Source organism: Kitasatospora sp. NPDC093550 (assembly GCF_044764985.1).
In the GTDB taxonomy this organism is placed as follows: domain Bacteria; phylum Actinomycetota; class Actinomycetes; order Streptomycetales; family Streptomycetaceae; genus Kitasatospora.
This window is the reverse complement of the sequence record NZ_JBIWJF010000004.1, coordinates 181,752-200,185: the sequence shown is the minus strand read 5'-3', so window position 1 is coordinate 200,185 and position 18,434 is coordinate 181,752. Positions and strand designations below refer to the sequence as shown.

At 74.3% G+C, this 18,434-nt stretch carries 15 protein-coding genes and 2 pseudogenes; 10 read left to right on the top strand and 7 right to left on the bottom strand.

Annotated features, from left to right (window positions below):
- Positions 1-199: 199 nt before the first annotated feature.
- Positions 200-943 (top strand): annotated as a pseudogene (locus tag ACIRD3_RS08075) (hypothetical protein); the annotation flags it as partial.
- A 90-nt stretch (positions 944-1,033) separates the two neighbouring features.
- Entirely contained in the window at positions 1,034-1,537 is a 504-nt protein-coding gene (locus ACIRD3_RS08070; protein WP_402213479.1) for a GNAT family N-acetyltransferase, read from the top strand.
- Between the two features lie 115 nt (positions 1,538-1,652).
- On the opposite strand, the gene ACIRD3_RS08065 is transcribed toward ACIRD3_RS08070, so the two are convergent.
- Positions 1,653-3,743 (bottom strand): HelD family protein, encoded by a 2,091-nt coding sequence (locus tag ACIRD3_RS08065; RefSeq protein WP_402213106.1) that lies wholly within the window; start codon positions 3,741-3,743, stop codon positions 1,653-1,655.
- Positions 3,744-3,995: 252 nt separating this feature from the next.
- Between ACIRD3_RS08065 and ACIRD3_RS08060 the strand changes: the two are divergent.
- Positions 3,996-4,642, top strand: a pseudogene (locus tag ACIRD3_RS08060) (DJ-1/PfpI family protein).
- 262 nt (positions 4,643-4,904) lie between these two features.
- On the top strand, positions 4,905-5,573 hold the full coding sequence (locus ACIRD3_RS08055) for an exonuclease domain-containing protein (RefSeq protein ID WP_402213105.1): 669 nt from the start codon (positions 4,905-4,907) through the stop codon (positions 5,571-5,573).
- A gap of 35 nt (positions 5,574-5,608) precedes the next feature.
- Here the strand turns inward: ACIRD3_RS08055 and ACIRD3_RS08050 are convergent, their stop codons facing one another.
- Positions 5,609-6,541, bottom strand: coding sequence for a GlxA family transcriptional regulator (locus ACIRD3_RS08050; protein ID WP_402213477.1), 933 nt, complete (start codon positions 6,539-6,541; stop codon positions 5,609-5,611).
- Positions 6,542-6,867: 326 nt separating this feature from the next.
- On the opposite strand from ACIRD3_RS08050, the gene ACIRD3_RS08045 reads away from it, so the two are divergent.
- Together ACIRD3_RS08045 and ACIRD3_RS08040 are read left to right on the top strand one after the other, a co-directional pair.
- Positions 6,868-7,770: an NAD(P)-dependent oxidoreductase gene (locus ACIRD3_RS08045; protein WP_402213104.1), complete on the top strand. Its 903-nt coding sequence runs from the start codon at positions 6,868-6,870 to the stop codon at positions 7,768-7,770.
- A 38-nt stretch (positions 7,771-7,808) separates the two neighbouring features.
- Complete coding sequence (locus ACIRD3_RS08040; protein WP_402213103.1) at positions 7,809-8,480, top strand: maleylpyruvate isomerase N-terminal domain-containing protein; 672 nt, start codon at positions 7,809-7,811, stop codon at positions 8,478-8,480.
- A gap of 341 nt (positions 8,481-8,821) precedes the next feature.
- On the opposite strand, the gene ACIRD3_RS08035 is transcribed toward ACIRD3_RS08040, so the two are convergent.
- On the bottom strand, positions 8,822-9,481 hold the full coding sequence (locus tag ACIRD3_RS08035) for a hypothetical protein (RefSeq protein ID WP_402213102.1): 660 nt from the start codon (positions 9,479-9,481) through the stop codon (positions 8,822-8,824).
- A gap of 267 nt (positions 9,482-9,748) precedes the next feature.
- Here ACIRD3_RS08035 and ACIRD3_RS08030 point away from each other — a divergent pair, with 267 nt between their 5' ends.
- A complete protein-coding gene (locus ACIRD3_RS08030; protein WP_402213101.1) occupies positions 9,749-10,765 on the top strand; it encodes a helix-turn-helix domain-containing protein in 1,017 nt (338 codons plus the stop codon).
- 221 nt (positions 10,766-10,986) lie between these two features.
- Here ACIRD3_RS08030 and ACIRD3_RS08025 read toward each other — a convergent pair whose 3' ends face one another.
- The 4 genes from ACIRD3_RS08025 to ACIRD3_RS08010 form a co-directional block, all read right to left on the bottom strand.
- A complete protein-coding gene (locus ACIRD3_RS08025; RefSeq protein WP_402213100.1) occupies positions 10,987-12,357 on the bottom strand; it encodes an NUDIX domain-containing protein in 1,371 nt (456 codons plus the stop codon).
- A 184-nt stretch (positions 12,358-12,541) separates the two neighbouring features.
- On the bottom strand, positions 12,542-13,420 hold the full coding sequence (locus tag ACIRD3_RS08020) for a DUF4253 domain-containing protein (RefSeq protein ID WP_402213099.1): 879 nt from the start codon (positions 13,418-13,420) through the stop codon (positions 12,542-12,544).
- 292 nt (positions 13,421-13,712) lie between these two features.
- Positions 13,713-15,134, bottom strand: coding sequence for an MFS transporter (locus tag ACIRD3_RS08015; protein ID WP_402213095.1), 1,422 nt, complete (start codon positions 15,132-15,134; stop codon positions 13,713-13,715).
- Complete coding sequence (locus tag ACIRD3_RS08010; RefSeq protein ID WP_402213475.1) at positions 15,131-15,934, bottom strand: glycerophosphodiester phosphodiesterase; 804 nt, start codon at positions 15,932-15,934, stop codon at positions 15,131-15,133. Before ACIRD3_RS08010 ends, ACIRD3_RS08015 begins: the two co-directional genes overlap by 4 nt.
- 427 nt (positions 15,935-16,361) lie before the next feature.
- On the opposite strand from ACIRD3_RS08010, the gene ACIRD3_RS08005 reads away from it, so the two are divergent.
- Genes ACIRD3_RS08005 through ACIRD3_RS07995 form a run of 3 tightly spaced genes read left to right on the top strand, consistent with a single transcriptional unit; the run spans position 16,362 to position 18,342 of the window.
- A complete protein-coding gene (locus tag ACIRD3_RS08005) occupies positions 16,362-16,733 on the top strand; it encodes a hypothetical protein (protein ID WP_402213093.1) in 372 nt (123 codons plus the stop codon).
- Between the two features lie 47 nt (positions 16,734-16,780).
- Positions 16,781-17,176 carry a hypothetical protein gene (locus ACIRD3_RS08000; RefSeq protein WP_402213091.1) on the top strand — a complete coding sequence of 132 codons (396 nt, stop codon included), beginning with the start codon at positions 16,781-16,783 and terminating at the stop codon, positions 17,174-17,176.
- Positions 17,173-18,342 carry a radical SAM protein gene (locus ACIRD3_RS07995; protein ID WP_402213090.1) on the top strand — a complete coding sequence of 390 codons (1,170 nt, stop codon included), beginning with the start codon at positions 17,173-17,175 and terminating at the stop codon, positions 18,340-18,342. Before ACIRD3_RS08000 ends, ACIRD3_RS07995 begins: the two co-directional genes overlap by 4 nt.
- The last annotated feature ends 92 nt before the right edge of the window (positions 18,343-18,434 follow it).

The window sequence follows — 18,434 nt, the reverse complement described above, 5'->3', positions numbered from 1 at the left end:
CTTCGGACCTCCGGAAAAGCACCACCCCGGGCCGGTCACCTCTCACCGCCGTCGAGCAGTCCCCTCGGGGCCGCCGCCCGACCGGCCACCACCGCCGCGGAACCCGCCGGCCGGGGAGCCGGGAGAAAACGGCGTGCGGTGGGCGGGGTGGCGCGGCTAGCTTCCCGGATGTCCGACAGCGGCCGCACGGGGAGACGTGATGGTGATCCGATCCGAGACCTTCGAGCAACCACCCCTCGGGTACGAGGAGTTCGTCGCCCGCGCCGCACTCGACGAGGAGGTGGTGGGGATCGTCCTCAAGGGGTCGCGGACGCACGACGGCATGACCACCGCACATTCCGACCACGACGTGTACCTCGTCCTCGCGGACGGTGCCACGACCGGTCTGGCCGGTCTGCACGGCCACCGCTCGGCCGCACTCGACGTGGTGGTGACCACGCTGGACGGCCTGCGGGCGTGCGGCGGCCTGGAGCGCTACGCTCTCGCCCGGGCCCGGGTCGTGCTCGACCGCACCGACGGCGCGCTCGCCGCGATCCTCGCGGCGAAGGGCCGGCTCGGTGTCGAGGAGGCGCATGCCGTCGCCGCCGCCCGGCTGGACGCCTATGTCAACTGGCTGTACCGCTCGGTGAAGAACGCCCGTGACGGCCTCGCTCTGGCCTCCCACCTCGACGCCGCGGAGAGCGTCGGCCACCTGCTGGAACTGCTGTTCGCGCTGGACCGCCGACCCCGCCCCTACAACAAGTACCTGGCCTGGGAACTGGAGCGGCACCCGTTGCCGGGCTGGGACGGCCGGGCGCTGCTCGACACGGTCGCGCGGATCCAGCGGACGGGTGAGGTGTCCGCCCAACGGGGGCTGTTCGGGCGGGTGGAGGAGGTGGCGCGGGCGGCGGGCCACGCGGCGACGCTGGACGCCTGGGGCGAGGACCTGGCGCTGCTGCGACCGGCCGGGGAGGCTACCGCCGCGCCGGGTGTGGTCGTCGCCCCGGCCGGCGCGGCCGTTGCCCCGTCCGGTGCGGCCGTTGCCCCGTCCGCTGTGGCCGTTGCCCCGCCCCGCACCGCCGTCGCCCTGTCCGTCACCGTGCGGGACCTGCGGCACGAGGACCTGCCGGACTGCGCCTGGTCCGGCTCGGCCACTCATCTGCGCAGTGTGGGACGCGAGCTGGTGCGCGCGGCGGCGGGCGAGGTGGACTACCTCGCGGTCTGCACACCCACCGGCCGGCCGGTGGCGATCGGCGGCATCGACTACCGGGCCTCCGACGGCGCCGGCACCGTGTGGCAGCTCGCCGTGCACCCGGCGCTCCAGTCCTGCGGCCTGGGGACCCTGCTGATCCGCTCAGCCGAGCAGCGCATCAGGGAGAGGGGACTGACCCGGAGCGAACTGGCCGTCGAGGAGGACAACCCCCGCGCCCGCGCCCTGTACGAGCGCCTGGGGTACTCCGCGTACGGCCGCGAACCCGACGCCTGGGACGAGGAGGCGCCGGACGGCTCGATCCGCCGGTACGAGACGATGTGCGTCCTCATGCGCCGGGAGCTGTGATGCCGCCGAGTACGTGAACGGCCGGAGGATCGGGAGGGGCCGGCCCTGCCCGCCGGGCCCTCCTGCCCGCCGTGAGCTGCCCGCCTGCCCCTCCCGCCGGTCCCTCCCGCCTGTCCTATGCGCCGGTCGGCCCGATGGCGATCGTGCGGAGCCGCTTGGTGGCCCGGGTCAGGGCGACGTACAGGTCGCGTTCGCCGGCGGGGCGGGCCGCGACGATGCCGTCCGGGTCGACCACGACGGCCTCGTCGAACTCCAGGCCGCGCGCCTCGGAGGCCGGGACCAGCCGGGCGTACCGCTCGACGCCCGCGGCGCTCAGCTCCTCGACCCGGTCGTCCGCGCAGACCACCCCGAGCAACTCGCCCGGATGCGCCGCGCTTCGGGCCCGCAGTTCGCGGAGGAGGCCGGTGGTGAGCCCGGCCGGCGGCAGGGTGACGGTGCAGGGCTCCTCGCCGTGCCGGATGGAGCTGATCGGCGGCTGCTCGGGCGCGATCCTCCGGAGCAACTCCGCGGTGGTGGCCAGGATTTCCTGCGTGGTCCGGTAGCTGACGGTCAGCGTCCGCAGGTCGAAGCGCCGGCCGAGATGCGGATCGAGGGCCTCGTCCCAGCCGCGGGCGGCGGTGGCCGGGCCCGCCTGGGCGAAGTCGCCGACGAGGGTCATCGACCGGCCCGGGCACCGGCGCAGGACCATCCGCCACCGCATGGCGGTCAACTCCTGCGCCTCGTCGACCACGACGTGCCCGAAGTCCTGCTCGGGCGGGCCGTCGACCAGGCTCGCCGCCTCGTCGAGGAGCGGGACGTCCGCGTCGGTCCAGGGTGCGCCGGGCGTGCGCAGCACCAGGGCCCATTCGGCGTCGGTGAGTCGGGGCAGGTGGGTGCCGAGGGCGACGGGGTCCGACAGCAGGGTGTCGACGAGTTCGGCGGGTTCGAGGCGTGGCCAGAGCTCCTCGACGGCCCGGTCGAGGTGGGGATCGTCGAGGAGGGCGGCGCGGACGGCGTCGGCGTCGAACTCCTCCGCGCCCGAGGAGGGTGTGTCGTCGAAGCCCATGGCGTGCAGGTCCCGTGCCGCCATCCGGTCGAGGTCGATCCCGGTTTGCCGCTCGACCTCGGCGTCGATCCGTGCCAGCGCCTCGACGGTGCCCCGGGCCAGTGCGCTGGTGAGGGCGTCGACCAGGTGCTCCCGGAACCGCTCGCGGGCCCGGTTGTGGGCCAGGCCGCTCGTCTGCGCCGCCTGGCGCGCGGCGGCCACCTCCCCCTCCGCCAGCCGGATCCACTCCTTCCCGACCCGGACGGTGAAGTCACCGCGCGGAGCCTGCCACGAACGGACGAACTCGGCCAGGGCACCCGCGAATTCGGCCCTCCCCTTCAGGCGCGCGGCCTCGGACCCGGCCACGGCACCGGGAACGACACCGGCCAGCTCCTCGCAGGTCGCCAGGACGACGTCGTTCTCGCCGAGCGAGGGCAGGACCTGGGAGATGTAGTCGAGGAACCGCGCGTTCGGACCGAGCACCAGCACACCGCGCTCGGCCGCCTTCGGGAACGCGTACAGCACGTACGCGGCACGGTGCAGCGCCACCACCGTCTTCCCGGTGCCCGGACCGCCCTGCACCACCGTCACCCCGCGGTGCGGCGAACGGACGATCGCGTCCTGCTCGGTCTGGAGCGTCGCCACCGCCGACCCCATCCGGCCGGTGCGCCGCTGCTGGAGCGCCGCCGACAGCGGGCCGTCGCCGACGACGTCCTCGGCGGTGGGCGCGGAGCCGTCCAGCAGCTCGTCGCTCACCCCGACCACCGTGCGGCCGGTCAGGCTCAGATGGCGACGGCGCCGCAGCCCCATGGGGTGGACCGGCGTCGCCTCGTAGAACGGCCGCGCCGCCTCGGCCCGCCAGTCCACCAGCACCGGCAGCTCGTCCCCCTCCCGCTGCAGGCCCAGCCGCCCGACCCGCAGCGCCGTCCCGTCCGCCCGGTCGATCCGGCCGAAGACCAACCCGCCCTCGGCGCCCTCCAGCCGGCGCACCTCACCCGCCAGCCGCCCGGCCGCCACCTCCCGCTCGTACACCTCGCCCGCACTGCCCGCCCGCGACGCGAGCACCCGCGCCAACTGCGCCCGCGCCCCGGCGAGCCGCTCGTCGAACACCTCGCCTATGACGGACACCTGCGCCCGCTCCAGCTCCACCTGGAGTGCGGCGCTGCCATGGATCTGCGACAAGGAAAAGCCCCTCTCGGTTCGACCCGACACTATGCAGAGGGAATCCGGGGAAGTAAATATTGACGTGTGCGGACCGGCTGTGTCCCTCGGCCCGACAAGCGCGATCGGACGGTCACGGGGCCGACCCGAAAGCGGACGGTGCAGGGGAATTCCTCATGGCTCCGCACCCCGTGACAGGGAATTCCGGTGGAATTCCGAGCGTATTCGCGGCCCCCCGGGCGGACCGGGGTGTCCTTGAGGTGAGGAGTACGGATGCAGGTAGCGGTGGTCACCTTCGACGGGTTCAACGAACTCGACAGTTTCATTGCCTCCGCCTTGATCAACCGCTGCCGTGCGGACGGCTTGGAGGCCTTCATCACGACCCCGACCCCGGAATGAACGGAGTCGAGGTGACGGGGCAGCGTCCGATGGAGTTCGTGGCCGACGCCGACGTCGTGCTGATCGGCAGCGGGGTGAAGACCCGGGACGTGGTCGCCGACGACGGGCTGGTCTCCCGTCTGGTGCTCGACCCCGCGCGGCAGCTGATCGGCGCCCAGTGCTCCGGCGCCCTGGTGCTGGCCCGGCTCGGGCTGCTGACGGGCAGGCCGGCCTGCACGGACCGCACGACCCGGCCCTACGTCGAGGCCTGCGGCGTCACCGTGCTGGACGCGCCGTTCCACAGCGAGGGGAACATCGCCACGGCGGGCGGGTGCCTCGCCTCCCAGTACCTCGCGACCTGGGTGATCACCCGCACGCTCGGGGAGGCCGCCGCGCGCGACGTCCTCGACTACGTCGCTCCGGTCGGCGAGAACCGGGCGACCGTCGAGCGCGCCCTGCGGGCCGTGCACCCGGGGGGCGCCGTGGCCCCGCCCACGGTCGCCTCGCCGGCGGTCGCGCGGTCGGTGGTCGCCCTGCCCTGACGGACCCCTGCCCTGACGGACCCCTGCCCTGACGGACCCCTGCCCTGACGGTCCGGGCCGTGGTCGGTGACGGTCCGTCGGGATGTCCACCGTTCGATCGTCCGTGGTTCCACCGTTCCGTCGTCGAACGGTGGAACCGCACGGCACGTGGTGCACCGGCGTCGGACTTCCACGCATCCTTGGCGCCCTGACCGGACGGCGCGGCGGGATCGGGGAGCTCGCTGACGATCCGTGGAGGGCCTCCTTCGGTAGCGTCGCCGTCGTGGACTTCTCGACCTGGCCCCGCCTGTTCGTCGTCGACACCGAGGGCAACGGTGCGACGCCTCCGGACCTCGTCGAACTCGCCGCCGTCCCGGTCGTGCGCGGCCGCGTCCACGTCCCCGGCATCAGATCGAGCCTCGTCCGGCCGCCCACCCCGATCAGCCCGATGGCGACCAGGGTCCACCGGCTCACCGACCGTGACGTCGCTGCGGCGCCCGGCTGGCCGCAGATCGCCGCGCGGGTACGGAGCGACCTCGACGGGAGGTGGATCGCGGCGCACAACGCCGGGGTCGACCACCGCATCCTGGCCCGGCACCTGCCCGGCTGGGCACCCGCCGGGGTGGTCGACACCCTCCGTCTCGCCCGCGCCTGCCGCCCGGACCTGCCCCGGCACACCCTCGACGCGCTCCTCGCCGCCGTGCCCGTCGACCCCGCCCGGATCCCGGGCAGCCGCCATCGTGCCGTCTACGACGCCCACGCCACCGCGCTGGTCCTCCTGCACCTCGCCGAGGGCTACGCCACCTGGGACGACCTGGCCCGCGTCGCCGTCCCGCCCCGGCTCCCGGGCACCCCGGGGGAGGACGGGCGGACACCCTGTGGTGACCGCCGACAGCGCCTCCTCGGCGCGGGCGGCGGGCAGGGCCGGGGGCCGGCTGACCTCAGGTGGTGACCGGTGGGGCGGGCCTGTTCGGGGGTGGCGGATGGTCAGGGGGTGGCGGCCGGGGAGCGGAAGGCGCGGCGGTAGTCGGTGGGGGTGACGCCGACGCGGGCGGTGAAGTGGCGGCGGAGGTTGGTGGCGCTGCCGAGGCCGCTGCGCTCGCCGATCTGTTCCACGGGCAGGTCGGTGGCTTCGAGGAGGGACTGGGCGCGGGCGAGGCGTTGGTTGAGGAGCCACTGCAGCGGGGTGGTTCCGGTGGCGGCCTGGAGGCGGCGGAAGAAGGTCCGCGGGCTCATCCTGGCGCGGTGGGCCAACTCGGTCGTGGTGATCGGGCGTTCGAGGTTCTCGGTGGCCCAGGAGAGGACCGGCGCGAGGCTCTCGTCGTCGGCCACCGGCACGGCGAGGTCGACGAACTGGGCCTGCCCGCCCGGGCGGTGGGCGGGCACCACCAGTTTGCGCGCCAGCTGGTTGGCCACGTGCGCGCCGAGGTCCCGCCGGACGAGGTGCAGGCAGAGGTCGAGGCCGGCGGCGACGCCGGCGCTGGTGAGCACGTCGCCGTCGTCGACGTAGAGCACGCCGTCGTCCACGGTGACGGCCGGGTACTGGCGGGCCAGGTCGGCGGTGTGCGACCAGTGCGCGGTGGCCCGGCGGCCGTCCAGCAGGCCGGCGGCGGCGAGCGCGAAGGCGCCGGTGCACAGGGACACCATCCGCGCCCCGGCCGCGGCGGCGCGCCGGAGTTCGGCCACGAGTGCCGGGGGCACCTCGCGTTCGCCGTTCACGCAGGCGTCCGGGACGGAGGTGACGATCACGGTGTCGGCCCCGGCGAGGGCCTCCCAGCCGTACTCGGCGCGCAGGGAGAAGCCGAAGCCGCCGGGCGCCCGGGGTGGGGCCGGGGCATCGGGGGTCTCGGCGCACAGGCGCAGGTCGTACCAGTGCTCGGCGAGTTCGGGTTGCGGGATCCCGAAGACCGCGCAGGCCATGCCGAGTTCGTAGAGGTCCCAGAGCGGGAGCTCGGCGTGGTCGATGACGGCGACGGCCACGGTGCCGGGCCGGGCGGCTGAACGCGTGCCGGGACGGGTGCCGGGACCGGCGGTGGTGCCGGTGGTGGTGCCGGTGGCGGTGGTGCCGGTGGTGGTGCCGAGGGCGGGATCGGGCATGACGGAGACCTTCCTGGCAGGAACCGTGTGGAGAAGGGCAATCCTGCCACTGTCGGGGACGTGCGGGCACTGCGAACGTAGGTGAGGTCGATCAAGCGCCGGCCGGGGAGCGATCCGGGCCGGTGGGACCGCACGAACAGGAGAACTCCATGTCGACTGTGCTGCCGAAGAACTCGCCGAACGAGCCGCCGCGCGACTCCGTCACCGTGCTCGGCCTCGGTGCGATGGGCACCGCACTGGCGGGCGCCTTCCTCGCCGCCGGACATCCGACCACCGTCTGGAACCGTACGGCGGCCAAGGCCGAGCCGCTGGTCGCTCGCGGAGCCGTCGCCGCCGCCTCGGCCGGGGAGGCGGTCACGGCCAATCAGCTGATCGTCGCCTGCCTGCTCGACTACGGTGCGCTGAAGGCCGTGCTGGTCGGTCAGGAGGCGGCACTCGCCGGCCGGACCCTGGTGAACCTCACCTCCGGCTCGCCGGAGCAGGCCCGCGAGTTGGCCGACTGGGCGGCCGGGCTCGGCCTGTCCTACCTGGACGGTGCCATCATGATCACTCCGCCCGGCATCGGGGGCCCGGAGGCCACGGTGCTGTACAGCGGCGCACCGGACGCCCTGACCCGGTACCGCCCGACGCTCGCCGCCCTCGGCGAGCCGGTGGACCTGGGCCCGGACGCCGGGGTCGCCGGACTGTACGACACGGCCATGCTCGGCCTGATGTGGTCGGCGTTGAGCGGCTGGCTGCACGGGGCCGCGCTGGTCCGTGCGGACGGCGTCCGGGCGGCCGATTTCACGCCGGTGGTCACCCGCTGGCTCTCCGGCGCCGTGGCCGGGTTCATCGGCCGGTACGCGGCGCAGGTCGATGCCCGCAGCTACCCCGGCGACGACGCCAGCCTGGACGTCCACCTGGCCGCGATGGAGCACCTGTTGCACGCGAGCCGGGCGCGCGGCGTGGACACCACGCTGCCCGAGGTGCTCGCCGCCCAGGTCAGCCGGGCCATCACCGCCGGCCACGGGGCCGACAGCTACGCACGCGTGATCGAGGTGATCGAGAAGTGAATGCTCCTTCCACTGCTCCGATGTCCACGGGTGTGCCGATGTCCACAACTGCTCCGCTGTCCACGGGTGTGCCGGTCTCCACGTCAGCCACGGCGACCATGGCGCCCGCCGCCTCCTTTCCCTCCGATGTCGACTGGCCCGCGCTCGTGGTCGGGGCCGCCGAGGTGACCACCGGGATCCTCGAACGGGCGGCCGGCGCCGATTGGTCCCGCCGCCCCACCGGAAGCGACTGGACCGCCCGGGCCACGCTGGACCACCTCGCGCTCGCCGTCCTGGGCTACGCGGGCCTGCTGACGGCCCGCCCTGCCGACCGCTACATCACCCTGTTCGGTTCGCTGGACCCGGCCGCCCCGATTCCGCACTGCCTGGAGGGCCTGCGCATCGCGGGCAGCCTGCTCGCCGCCACCGTGCGCGACACCCGGCGGGACGCCCGGGCCTGGCACCCCTGGGGGGAGTCGGACGGCCCCGGGTTCGCGGCCATGGGGGTGGTCGAACTCCTGGTCCACGGCTGGGACCTGGCCCACGCCTTCGGGCTCGGCTGGCAGCCGCCCGAGCACCTCGCGGGCCCGGCCCTGGCCCGGCTGTTCCCGGAGGCGCCGACCGGCCACGGCCACGCCGACACGCTGCTGTGGTGCACCGGCCGTACCGCCCTCCCCGGCCACCCGCGCCGCCCGGCCGGCGAGTGGGCCTGGGACGGCCGGGTGCGCTGAGCCTGGCACCGGGCGGGCGAGGACGCGGCGGTGGGTGCGGTGGCGGGTGCGGCGGTGGCCCCGGTTCCGGGCATGACGGTCATGAGCGGACCTCCTTCCGGGCCACCCGGTGGCGACCCTCGATGTCCTGCAGCCTTCCACCCCACCGCGGCCTCCGGCACCTGCCGATCGGCACATTTCCGGAGCTCATCGGCCCTCGGGAGCTGCCGATCGGCAGGGTGGTACCGGGCACGACCCGGCCCCGGCCGCCCTGCGGGGGTGCGGACGACCGGGGTCGGGGGTTCGGGGGGAGTGGGGCGACGCGTCGGCGTCGCCGGCCTCGCCGTCGGCGTCGGCCTGGGTCAGTGCTGCAGGACCTCGGCCAGGTAGCCGCCGCAGCTGTTGGTGGTGAACATCGAGGAGACCCACCACCCGGCCGGGACCGTCGAGTTGGCGCACACGTTGATGCCGTTGAAGAGCTGGTCGGTGATGTTGCCGCCGAGGTGGCCGCCGCAGCTGTTGGTCTGGTACTCGGCGGTGATCACCCAGCCCGCCGGGATCGGCGAGTCCATGCAGATGCCGATGCCGTTGAAGAGCTGGTTGGTGATGTTGCCGCCGAGGTGGCCGCCGCAGCTGTTGGTCTGCTGCTCGGACGTGACCACGTACCCCGGCGGGATGGGCGAGTCCATGCAGATGCCGATCCCCGGGGTGGCGATGTTGATGACGGCGACCAGGTGCCCGCCGCAGTCGCGGCCGGTGTACTCCGAGGTGATCACGTAGCCGGCCGGGATCGGCGAGTCCCCGCAGACGTTGACGCCGTTGAAGGGCGGCTGGACGGTCAGCTCCAGGTAGCCGCCACAGCTGTTGCTGGGGCGCTCGGAGACGATGACCTGGCCCGGCGGGACGGGCGAGTTGCCGCAGACCGTGGCGGCCGACGCGGGAGCGGCGAAGGCCACGAGGCCGCCCGCGAGGACGGCGAGCACGGCGACGACGCGTCCGAGCCAGTGTGCGAGGGGTTTCATGCGGTCTCCCGGAGGGGGTGGACGGTTCCCGGACGGGACCGGTGGGGCGCCTGCGCATCCGGCGGTCCCGGTGCGCCCACCACAGTGGAGGGCCGGTCGGTCGGGGCCAACACCATCGGGACTCGGACAAACAATTACGGAAAACGATCAACCCCTGGTCACCAGCCGAGCCGGTGCGGACAATCTCGTGCGGACAATCAATCGACATGAGGTCGACGCGCATCCGGTGCGATGCGGACGCGTCGCAGCAGCACGGGGAGGGTGCGGGTGGGCCGCAGACAACGGAGCCTGGACCCGGAGGCGGGGCCGGCGGCCGAGTTCGCCCTCCGGCTGCGCGCCCTGCGCGAACGGGCCGGAACCCCGACCTTCGCCGCGATGAGCCGACGGGTGCACCGCTCGACGACGGTCCTCTCGGAGGCCGCGGGCGGCGTCGACCTGCCCACCTGGGCGACGGTCGAGGCCTTCCTGGAGGCCTGCGGCGAGACCGACCCCGGACCGTGGCGCGAACACTGGGAGCGGGCCCGCGACGCCCTCGGGGAGCCGGCGGCCCCGCCCGACGACCCGGCCTCCACGGCACCGCCGTACGACGTCGCGGGGCCCGGCTCGGCAACGGCCACCGCACCGCTCGCCGCCGTACGGTCGAAAGCCGCTCGGCGCGCCACCGCACCGCTCGCCACCACACCACGCGCCACCCACCGCTGGTGGTCGTCCCGCCCCGCCACCGCGGCCATCGCGCTCCTCGTCGGCCTGACCGCCGGCCTGCTGACCGGCCTCCAGCTCCCGCGCGGTGAGGCCGGATCCGCGACCGGCCCGCAGCCCACGCCGTCCCGGGCGATGCCGACCGTCGTGGTCGTCCCGGCGCCCGTCCCCCCGCCCTGGCCGGCCGCCGGCTCCGGCTGCGACGCCCGCACGCACTGGGTCTACCAGTACGACCACGCCTACCAGGGCCAGGTCTACGCGCTGCTCGCCCGCCCGGACGGCAAGCCCGCCGACACCGCCGTCACCCTCACCTGGGGCGCCTGGCGCTGGCAGCACCCGGTGACGGTCCAGCCGGGCACCCCGGCCCAGACCACCGGCGGCACCCTGCTCCTCTACACCAAACTCGACACCAGCCTCCGCGACCCGCTGGTCACCGTCGACACCGCCGACCCGGTCTGCGCCGCCTTCGGCACCGCCGGCCCCACCTCCGTCGCCCCGCTCAGCACCGTCGACGCCAACCAGGGCTGGACCGGCGCCGAACCCACGGCGGACACCCCGGACGATCCGTCGACCACCGCCCCGTAGCGGCGCGGTACGGACGACCGCCCCTCCGGCGGCGGGCGCGTGGACAGCGATCGGGCGGCGGGCGCGTGGACAGCGATCGGGCGGGCGGCAGGAGTGCGTCCCGGGGCCGTGCCCGGCACCGTGCCCGGGACGTCGCCCGCTATGCCCGCTCTCGGGGACGCACGTCAGCGGCGTCCCCGAGAGCCACACCGGCGGCCGACCCGGCCGATGACGCCCACGAGTCAGCGGCCCTTGAGCAGCGGGAGGTAGTGCTCCAGGTACGGCGGTGTCGCCAGTCCCGCGAGCTCGGCGAGGGGGACCAGGCGCACGGCCCGGCCCCCGCCGGGAACCAGGCCGGACTCCGGCCCCGCGTACGTCCCGTGGAGGGCCACGGTGGACTCGTGGACGCCCGGGTGGCGGGGCCCGGGAATGGCGCGCAGGCCGTCGACCCGGACGCCGGCCGCCTCCCGCACCTCGCGGGCACCGGTCTCGTACGCGTTCTCCCGGCCCTCGCGCAGGCCGCCGATCGGGGTCCAGCGCCCGGGGCGGGAGGAGCCGGGCCCGTCGTCGCGCAGGTGCATCAGCAGACGCTCGCCGTCCGGGGTGGTGACGAAGGCCACGACGCCCTCGAAGTCCCGTGCGACGCCGTGCCGGTCGACGGCGTCCGTGCCCGGCCGCTCGCCGTAGAGGGTGAGGCCGGCGCGGCGGGCGCGGTCGACCAGCAGCAGCCGGCGGTAGTCGGCGGGGCGCATCACGGAGCGCCAGTCGTGCAGGCTCCGGACGGCCCACTCGGTGTGCTCGTGGGAGAGGCGGATCCGGCGCAGCTGCTCGTCGGTGAGCCGGCCACCCCAGAAGATGTGGCCGACCTGGTGCAGCGGCCAGTACGCGCCGGGGGTGAAGTGCACGACGGCGAGCAGCTGTTGGCGGGCGACGACCTCGGGGTTCTCGACCGCGAGGTCCAGGCCGAGCTCCTCCCGGGCCTCGCGCAGCGCGGTGTCCCACGGGGACTCGCCGGGGTCGGTGTCGCCGCCCGCGAACTGCCAGCGGCCGGGGTCGAAGGCGTTGCGCAGGCACAGGCCGCGCCCGGCCGCGTCGGTGAAGTAGAACGCCCCGTAGAGGTTGGACAGGGCGATGTCCCGTACGTACCGGCTGATCGGCCGCCAGCCCGGCACCGACCGGCGCCGGCGCAGGAAGTCGAGCACCTCGCGGTAGCCGTCGCTGGTCGGCGGCGGGTCGGCGAGGTCCGCCCACAGGGACCGGTCGTGCTCGCTGAGCGTCACCGGGGTGCCGTCGGGCACGGTGGCGGTGAAGACGAACTGGCGGAACCTGCGGCCCCCGGCGTCGACGAAGTCCAGCGCCCGGAGGTACTCGACCTCCTCGGGGGCGAGGGTGAGGCCGGTCTCCTCGAACAGCTCGCGGAGTGCTCCCGCCCGTACGCCCTCCCCGGGTTCCAGCCCGCCGGCCGGGTAGTCCCAGAGCCCGGGCAGTGCGTCGTCCTCGCGGCGGCGCAGCATCAGCACCCGGCCGGAGGCGTCGAGGACGAGCACACCGGCGCCCAGCCGCTCGAAGCCCTGGGCGAGCGCGTTCCGGGCCAGGAGGTCGTAGTCGATCACGAGGTGCCGCCTTCCGCGGGGGAGGGGATGGACGGGGCGGGCCGGCTCGGATCCGGTCCAGCCCGTGCCCTACCCAGCCCGGCTCCGGACGCAACGGACCGGCACCGGCGACCCGTCAGGCTCCGTCCGTCCGCCCAGCACCGGCAGGCACTTCCAGGAACCTCCAGGAACCTCCAGGCACCGATCAGTGCCACCAGAACGACCAGCAGAGCTCCAAGAGGACCTCCTCCGCGTAGTCGGTCAGGCTCTCGAGGCCCCGGAAGACGGTGTCGGGGCAGAACGCCACGTGCTCGGCGGCGATCGGCAGGGCCTCGGCCCGGTCGTCCAGCCGCACCGTGGTGCTCAACCGCATTCCGCTCGGGCTGACTTCGACGACCCGGGCGCCGAACCGCTGCTCCCAGCTCCGGACCACGGCGGCGAGCTCGCCGGTGTCGCGGTCGCCCGCCGCCCTCCAGCCGCAGACGGCCAGGGCCTCGGCGCCGCTGCCCGCCCGGACGAGTCCGATCCGGTGCCCGGCGTCGTGGTGCAGCAGCCAGCGTGCCACCTCGGCGGCGGCCGAGTCCGGATCCTCGTCCTCCTCCGACGGGCGCGGGGAGGGGGCCAGGCCGGGCCATTCGGCACCGTACGGCTCCAGCATCACGAGGCGCTCCTCCGTCCTCCCCGGGGCGTCCGGACGGGCCACGGCCGGTGACTCCCACCAGCCGCGCAGCAGGGCGGACGGGTCGTGGGAGTCGGGCGGGGACGCCAGGGCCGGGTGGAGCTCACCGGTGGCCCAGGGCCGGAACTCCCGCTCCCCGGCCGGCTGCTCCAGCAGCAGCGGCCACAGGCCCGATCGCGGGTGCTCCCGCTGCAGCTGCTCCCAGAGCCCGGCGGGCGCCGGCCCGTCGCTCAGCCACATCACCGGGGTGCCGCCGTCCCCGTCCCGGCCTCCGTGCCCCTCCCCGTCCCCGGCCGGGACGATCAGCCGGCCCGGCGGCAGGGGGACGGACAGCGTGGACTGCCCGGCGGCCCCGTCGGGGAACAAGGCGTGGAGTTCGGCCGGAAGTGGAGCACGATCGATCATGCGCCCACGGTAGCGGCGGGGTCGGACACCGCCCGCACGGAGGTTGACCGGGACCGGCGAGCCCGCGGAACACCGGCTGCCCGATGATCCGGTGTTCCGGGCGGCCGCCCACGACCTGGCGACCGTCTGGTCGCGTGCTACGACCGGCCCGGCGGATCCGCCGGGCCCGGCTTCCTCGACGGCGCCGCCGGCGTGCTGCTGGCCCTGCTGGCCGCGACGACGCCCGTGCCGCCCGGGTGGGACCGGGCCCTGCTGCTCTCCTGACCGCAGGAGACGCAGCGGGGCCGGCCCGTCAGAGCCGCTCGGGCACCGGGTTGCCGACCGCCTCGATGGCGCGGCGGACCGGGACCTTCACGAGCACCGCGAAGCCGATCACGAAGAACACCAGCAGCGAGATGATCGCCGAGCGGTAGCTGCCGGTGATCTGGTAGGCGAGGCCGAACACCAGCGGGCCCATCCAACTGGTGCCGCGGTCGCTGACCTTGTAGACGCTGAAGTACTCGGCCTCCCGGCCGGCCGGGATGAGGTGGGAGAACAGCGAGCGGGAGAGCGCCTGGCTGCCGCCGAGCACCAGGCCGATCATGCAGGCCAGGGCGTAGAACCAGATCGGCTGGTGGGCGGGCATGAAGTAGCCGAGGGCGAGGGTGACCACCCAGCCGACCAGGGAGCCGAGGATGGTCCGCTTGGCGCCGTACCGCCGGGCGATCCGGCCGAGCAGCAGCGCGCCGCCGATCGCCACCACCTGGACCAGGAGCACGGCGGTGACCAGCGAGGTCTGCTCCATGCCGAGCTCCTCGCTGCCGTAGAGCGAGGCCTGGGAGACGACGGTCTGGATGCCGTCGTTGTAGCAGAGGAAGGCCGCCAGGTAGAGCAGCGTGAGCGGGTGCTTGCGCATGCCCTTGAGGGTCCGGCCGAGTTCGCGCAGGCTGCCGGCGGCGGGCCGGTCGGCCTCGGCGGCGGCCCGCGCGGGGGCGATCCCGGCCCGGGAGGGCAGTCGCAGCAGCGGGACGAGGGTGAACAGCGCCCACCACAGCCCGGCCGAGGCCAGGCAGATCCGGACGGCCGTCCCGGAGGACAGGCCGAGCGCGTCGTGGCCTTCGAACAGCGCCAGGTTGGCGATCAGCAGCAGTCCGCCGCCGGCGTAGCCGTACGCCCAGCCCTTGGAGGAGACCGCGTCGCGTTCGTCGGGGGCGGCCAGGCCGGGGAGGTAGGCGTAGGACAGTGCGACCGACACCGCGTACGCGATGTTGGCGACCACCAGCAGGGCGCCGCCGAGCAGGTAGCGGTCGCCGTCGAGGAAGAACATCCCCATCGTGGCGAGCGCGCCGACGTACGCGAAGCCGCACATCAGCTCCTTGTGCCGCCCGGTGCGGTCCGCGACGGTGCCGGTCAGCAGCATCACCGCGACCGAGAGCAGCACGGAGAAGGAGACGGTGTAGGGGAAGAACGACCCGGCGCGGATCGACAGGCCGAGCGGGTGCACGTCGCCGGACGCGTCGGCGGCGTTCTTGGCCACCGTGGTCAGGTAGGGGCCGAGGAAGACCGTCAGGACGGTGGCCGAGAAGGCGGCGTTGGCCCAGTCGTTGACGTACCAGCCGAACTGCATCCGGCGCAGGGCCAGGCGGTCGGCGGCGGCCGGGTCGGTCGCCGTTGCGGCCGCCGGGTCGGCCGGCGGATCGTCCGGCCGCTGCGTCGCGGAGTTCGTGGTGCTCATGGGGTCCCCATCACCGTGCTGGAGCCGGTACTGCCGTCCGTCCAGCAGCCGCGCTCGCCGAGGACGTCCCGCAGGACGTCGATGCGATCGGCCATGATGCCATCCACACCGAGGTCGAGGAGAGCCCTGATCCGTGTGGGATCGTCCACAGTCCAGACGTGGACCTGCAGGCCGAGGCGGTGGGCGGCCCGGACGAAGGCCCGGTCGACCACCCGCACGCCCCGGTGCCGCTCCGGCACCTGCGCGCACACTCCGGCGTACGGCGCCCCGCGCCCCGGCAGCAGCGGTCCGGCCAGCGAGCGCAGCCGCAGCCGGGCGACCTCGCGCGGGCCGAGCGAGGTGGCCAGCCGCGGACCGGCGGCGGCCCGGACGGCGGCCAGCCGGCCGTCGGAGAAGCCGCCGACGCAGACCCGGTCCCAGGCGTCGGTCCGGCGGATCGCCTCGACCAGCGGGCCGACGGCCGGCGCGGCCTTGACGTCGATGTTGAAGCGGGCCCCCGGGAACGCGCCGAGCAGGTCCTCCAGCAGGGGCACCGGCTCGGTGCCCCCGATCCGGGCCCGCCTGACGGTCTCCCAGGGCAGCTCGGCGACGGCGCCGGTGCGGTCGGTGACCCGGTCGAGCCGCGTGTCGTGGAAGGCCACCAGCACGCCGTCCGCGGTGGCGTGCACGTCCGTCTCCAGGTAGCGGTACCCGAGGGCGACGGCGGCCTCGAAGGCCGCCAGCGAGTTCTCGGGGTGCCCGAGGTCGCCGCCGCGGTGCGCGAAGGCCAGCGGCCCCGGGTGGTCGAGGAAGACGTGCATCTGGTGCTCCGAGCTGCTGGGAGGGGAGGCGGCGCCGCCCGCCCCGCCGCCGTCCGGGACCGCGCCCGGGCCGCGTCCGGAGGGCGTCCGGGCCACGCGCGTTACAGTATTACGCACTGTGTCAAGCAGTAATGATGCCCCCGCCGCGGCCGGTCGTCCGGCCGTCCGAACGCGACCGCCGTGCCCTTTCCCGGGTGGGCCGGAAATCACGGGCCTGCGTGATCGCCCCCTTTCCCCGGCGTCACGGTGGGTCAATTTTCCGGCGAATTGTCACTCCTTGTCAGATATCTCCGCGGGGAGACATCAACCCGTCAACGACAGTGGTGCTCCGATTGCGAACGGTTTTGGGCGCTGGGAAACTGGAGCTGAAAATCAGTCACCGGGGATGAATTCCCGTAGGAGATTCGCCATCGAACGGGAGGCGGCCATGCCCAACGACACCGATCCGATCCCTCCGGTCAACAGCGGCGACATCGCGTCGTTCGCCGACCGGCTGGCGGACTGGAGCGACAACCTTCCCCCGGCCGAACGGTCGCTGGCCAGGCTGCTGGCGCAGCAGGCGCGGGACCTGGAACCGGAGGACGTGCGGCGGAGCCAACTGGTCTCCGACCTCGCCGACGCGACGCATTCGGTCGTCGACAACGTCAAGAGGCGCTGGGGCGCGCTGGCCGAGACCTGGGTCGAGATCGGGCCCATCTGGCAGAAGGCCAACCCCACCGCGCAGTCCAGGGACCAGATGGAGATCATCCAGTGGATCTACACCCGGCCCCAGAAGTACACGCCGCCCGCGCCCGAGTGAGTGGCCGCACCGTGGAAACCGACCCGACCGGTCCCCGCGGAACGTCCGTGTCCGGCCCGCCCGCCACGGGTGCGCCGGGCCCGGAGGTGCTCCCGGCGCCCGCCGTCAGCGCCGCCGAGCTCGCGGCCGCCGTCGACGCCTTCGCCACCGAACTCGCCGCGTTCGCGGCCACCCTGCCGGACACCGACCGGGCCATCCTCGGTACGGCGCTCGGCACCGCGATGGGGCCGTGGGAGCGGATGGCCCGCCGGCCCGCGACCGACCTCCTGACCCCGGTGGAGGCCGAACTGGTCGACCGCCTGGAGAAGCGGTTCCGCCAGGAGGGACTGAAGAGCGGGGTCAGCCAGGAGCATCCGCGGCGGACGGGACAGGCGGAGCGGACGGAGCGGGCGGAGCGGACAGGACGGCGGGACCGTCCGGCCCGCCCGGAGGAGGAGCCGTGAGCCGCTACCTGGGCCTGATCGTCAAGGCGACCCGGCTGTGCAACCTGCGCTGCAGCTACTGCCACGACTGGCGCAGCGGACCGAACCAGACCATGGGCTTCCCCGTCCTGGCGCACCTCACCGCCCGGGCCCTCGGCGACCCCGAGCACGGCGCCGTCGAGTTCATCTGGCACGGGGGCGAACCCGCCGTGCTGCCGCGCGCGTTCTACGAGCGCGCCGTCTACCTGCAGGCCCGGCTGCGCCGCCCCGGCCAGCTGATCCGCAACTCGCTGCAGACCAACGGCACCCGGATCGACGCCGAGTGGGCCCGGTTCTTCCGGGACTTCGACTTCCGGGTCAGCGTCAGTCTGGACGGGCCGCCCGCGGTGCACGACCGCTACCGCCGGTACGCCAACGGCCGGCCGTCCTTCGACGACGTGCGCCGCGGCATCGACACGCTGCGCGCGAACGAGGTGCCGGTCAGCGTCCTGATGGTGATCGACGAGGGGGCGATCGAGCTGGGGCCGGACCCGATCTTCGACTTCTTCCTCTCCGAGGGCATCACCAACTACGGCCTGCTCGCCGCCAAGCCGACCAACCGGCCGGACGCCGCGCCGGGCACCCCCACCGAGCACTACGTCACCGTCGCGCAGATGACCCGTTTCCTGACCGCCTACTTCGACCGGTGGCTGGCCCACGGCGATCCGGAGATCCACGTCCGGGAGTTCGACGGCCTGCTCAGCCGGCTCGCGAGCCGGCCGTCCACGGTCTGCACCCTCGCCGGTCACTGCCTGGGCCGCTACTACCTGGTCGAGCCCACCGGCGAGGTCGCGCACTGCGACCTGTTCATCGGTGACCCGGCCTACACCGTGGGGAACGTGCTGAGCGGGTCCTTCGCGTCCTTCCGCGACGGGCCGGCCCTCACCGCGCTGCGGTCGGCCGAGGACCGCGCGCAGGTGGGGATGAGCGGTTGCCCCGAGTACGTCACCTGCAACGGCTGGTGCCCGCACGAGCGGTACACCGCCTTCCGCCACGACCCGGCGTTCACCGGCGAGTGCTGCGGACTGCGCGACCTGATCGCCCATATGCGGCGGCGCCTCGCCGAAACCGGGGCCGCGGAGTCCGGGGCCGGGCTGCCGGCGGGGCCTGCGCCGAGGGGCCAGTTCGTGGACATGACATCGATCTGAGGGGGATTGATTCCGCCTCTTCGGGTCGAAAGTCGTGCAGGAATCAACATTTCGGGAGTATTTCCGGCAGCCGATCGATCGGGCACCTCTTA

What these genes read in the sequence shown, in the direction of transcription:
- ACIRD3_RS08050 (WP_402213477.1), bottom strand. Translation starts at nt 6,541, where the DNA reads ATGGCCTGCGCGGTCTTCGGGATCCCGCAACCCGAACTCGCCGAGCAC.
- ACIRD3_RS08020 (WP_402213099.1), bottom strand. Translation starts at nt 13,420, where the DNA reads ATGATCGATCGTGCTCCACTTCCGGCCGAACTCCACGCCTTGTTCCCC.
- ACIRD3_RS08005 (WP_402213093.1), top strand. Translation starts at nt 16,362, where the DNA reads ATGCCCAACGACACCGATCCGATCCCTCCGGTCAACAGCGGCGACATC.
- ACIRD3_RS08045 (WP_402213104.1), top strand. Translation starts at nt 6,868, where the DNA reads ATGTCGACTGTGCTGCCGAAGAACTCGCCGAACGAGCCGCCGCGCGAC.
- ACIRD3_RS08040 (WP_402213103.1), top strand. Translation starts at nt 7,809, where the DNA reads ATGTCCACAACTGCTCCGCTGTCCACGGGTGTGCCGGTCTCCACGTCA.
- ACIRD3_RS08035 (WP_402213102.1), bottom strand. Translation starts at nt 9,481, where the DNA reads ATGAAACCCCTCGCACACTGGCTCGGACGCGTCGTCGCCGTGCTCGCC.
- ACIRD3_RS08015 (WP_402213095.1), bottom strand. Translation starts at nt 15,134, where the DNA reads ATGAGCACCACGAACTCCGCGACGCAGCGGCCGGACGATCCGCCGGCC.
- ACIRD3_RS08010 (WP_402213475.1), bottom strand. Translation starts at nt 15,934, where the DNA reads ATGCACGTCTTCCTCGACCACCCGGGGCCGCTGGCCTTCGCGCACCGC.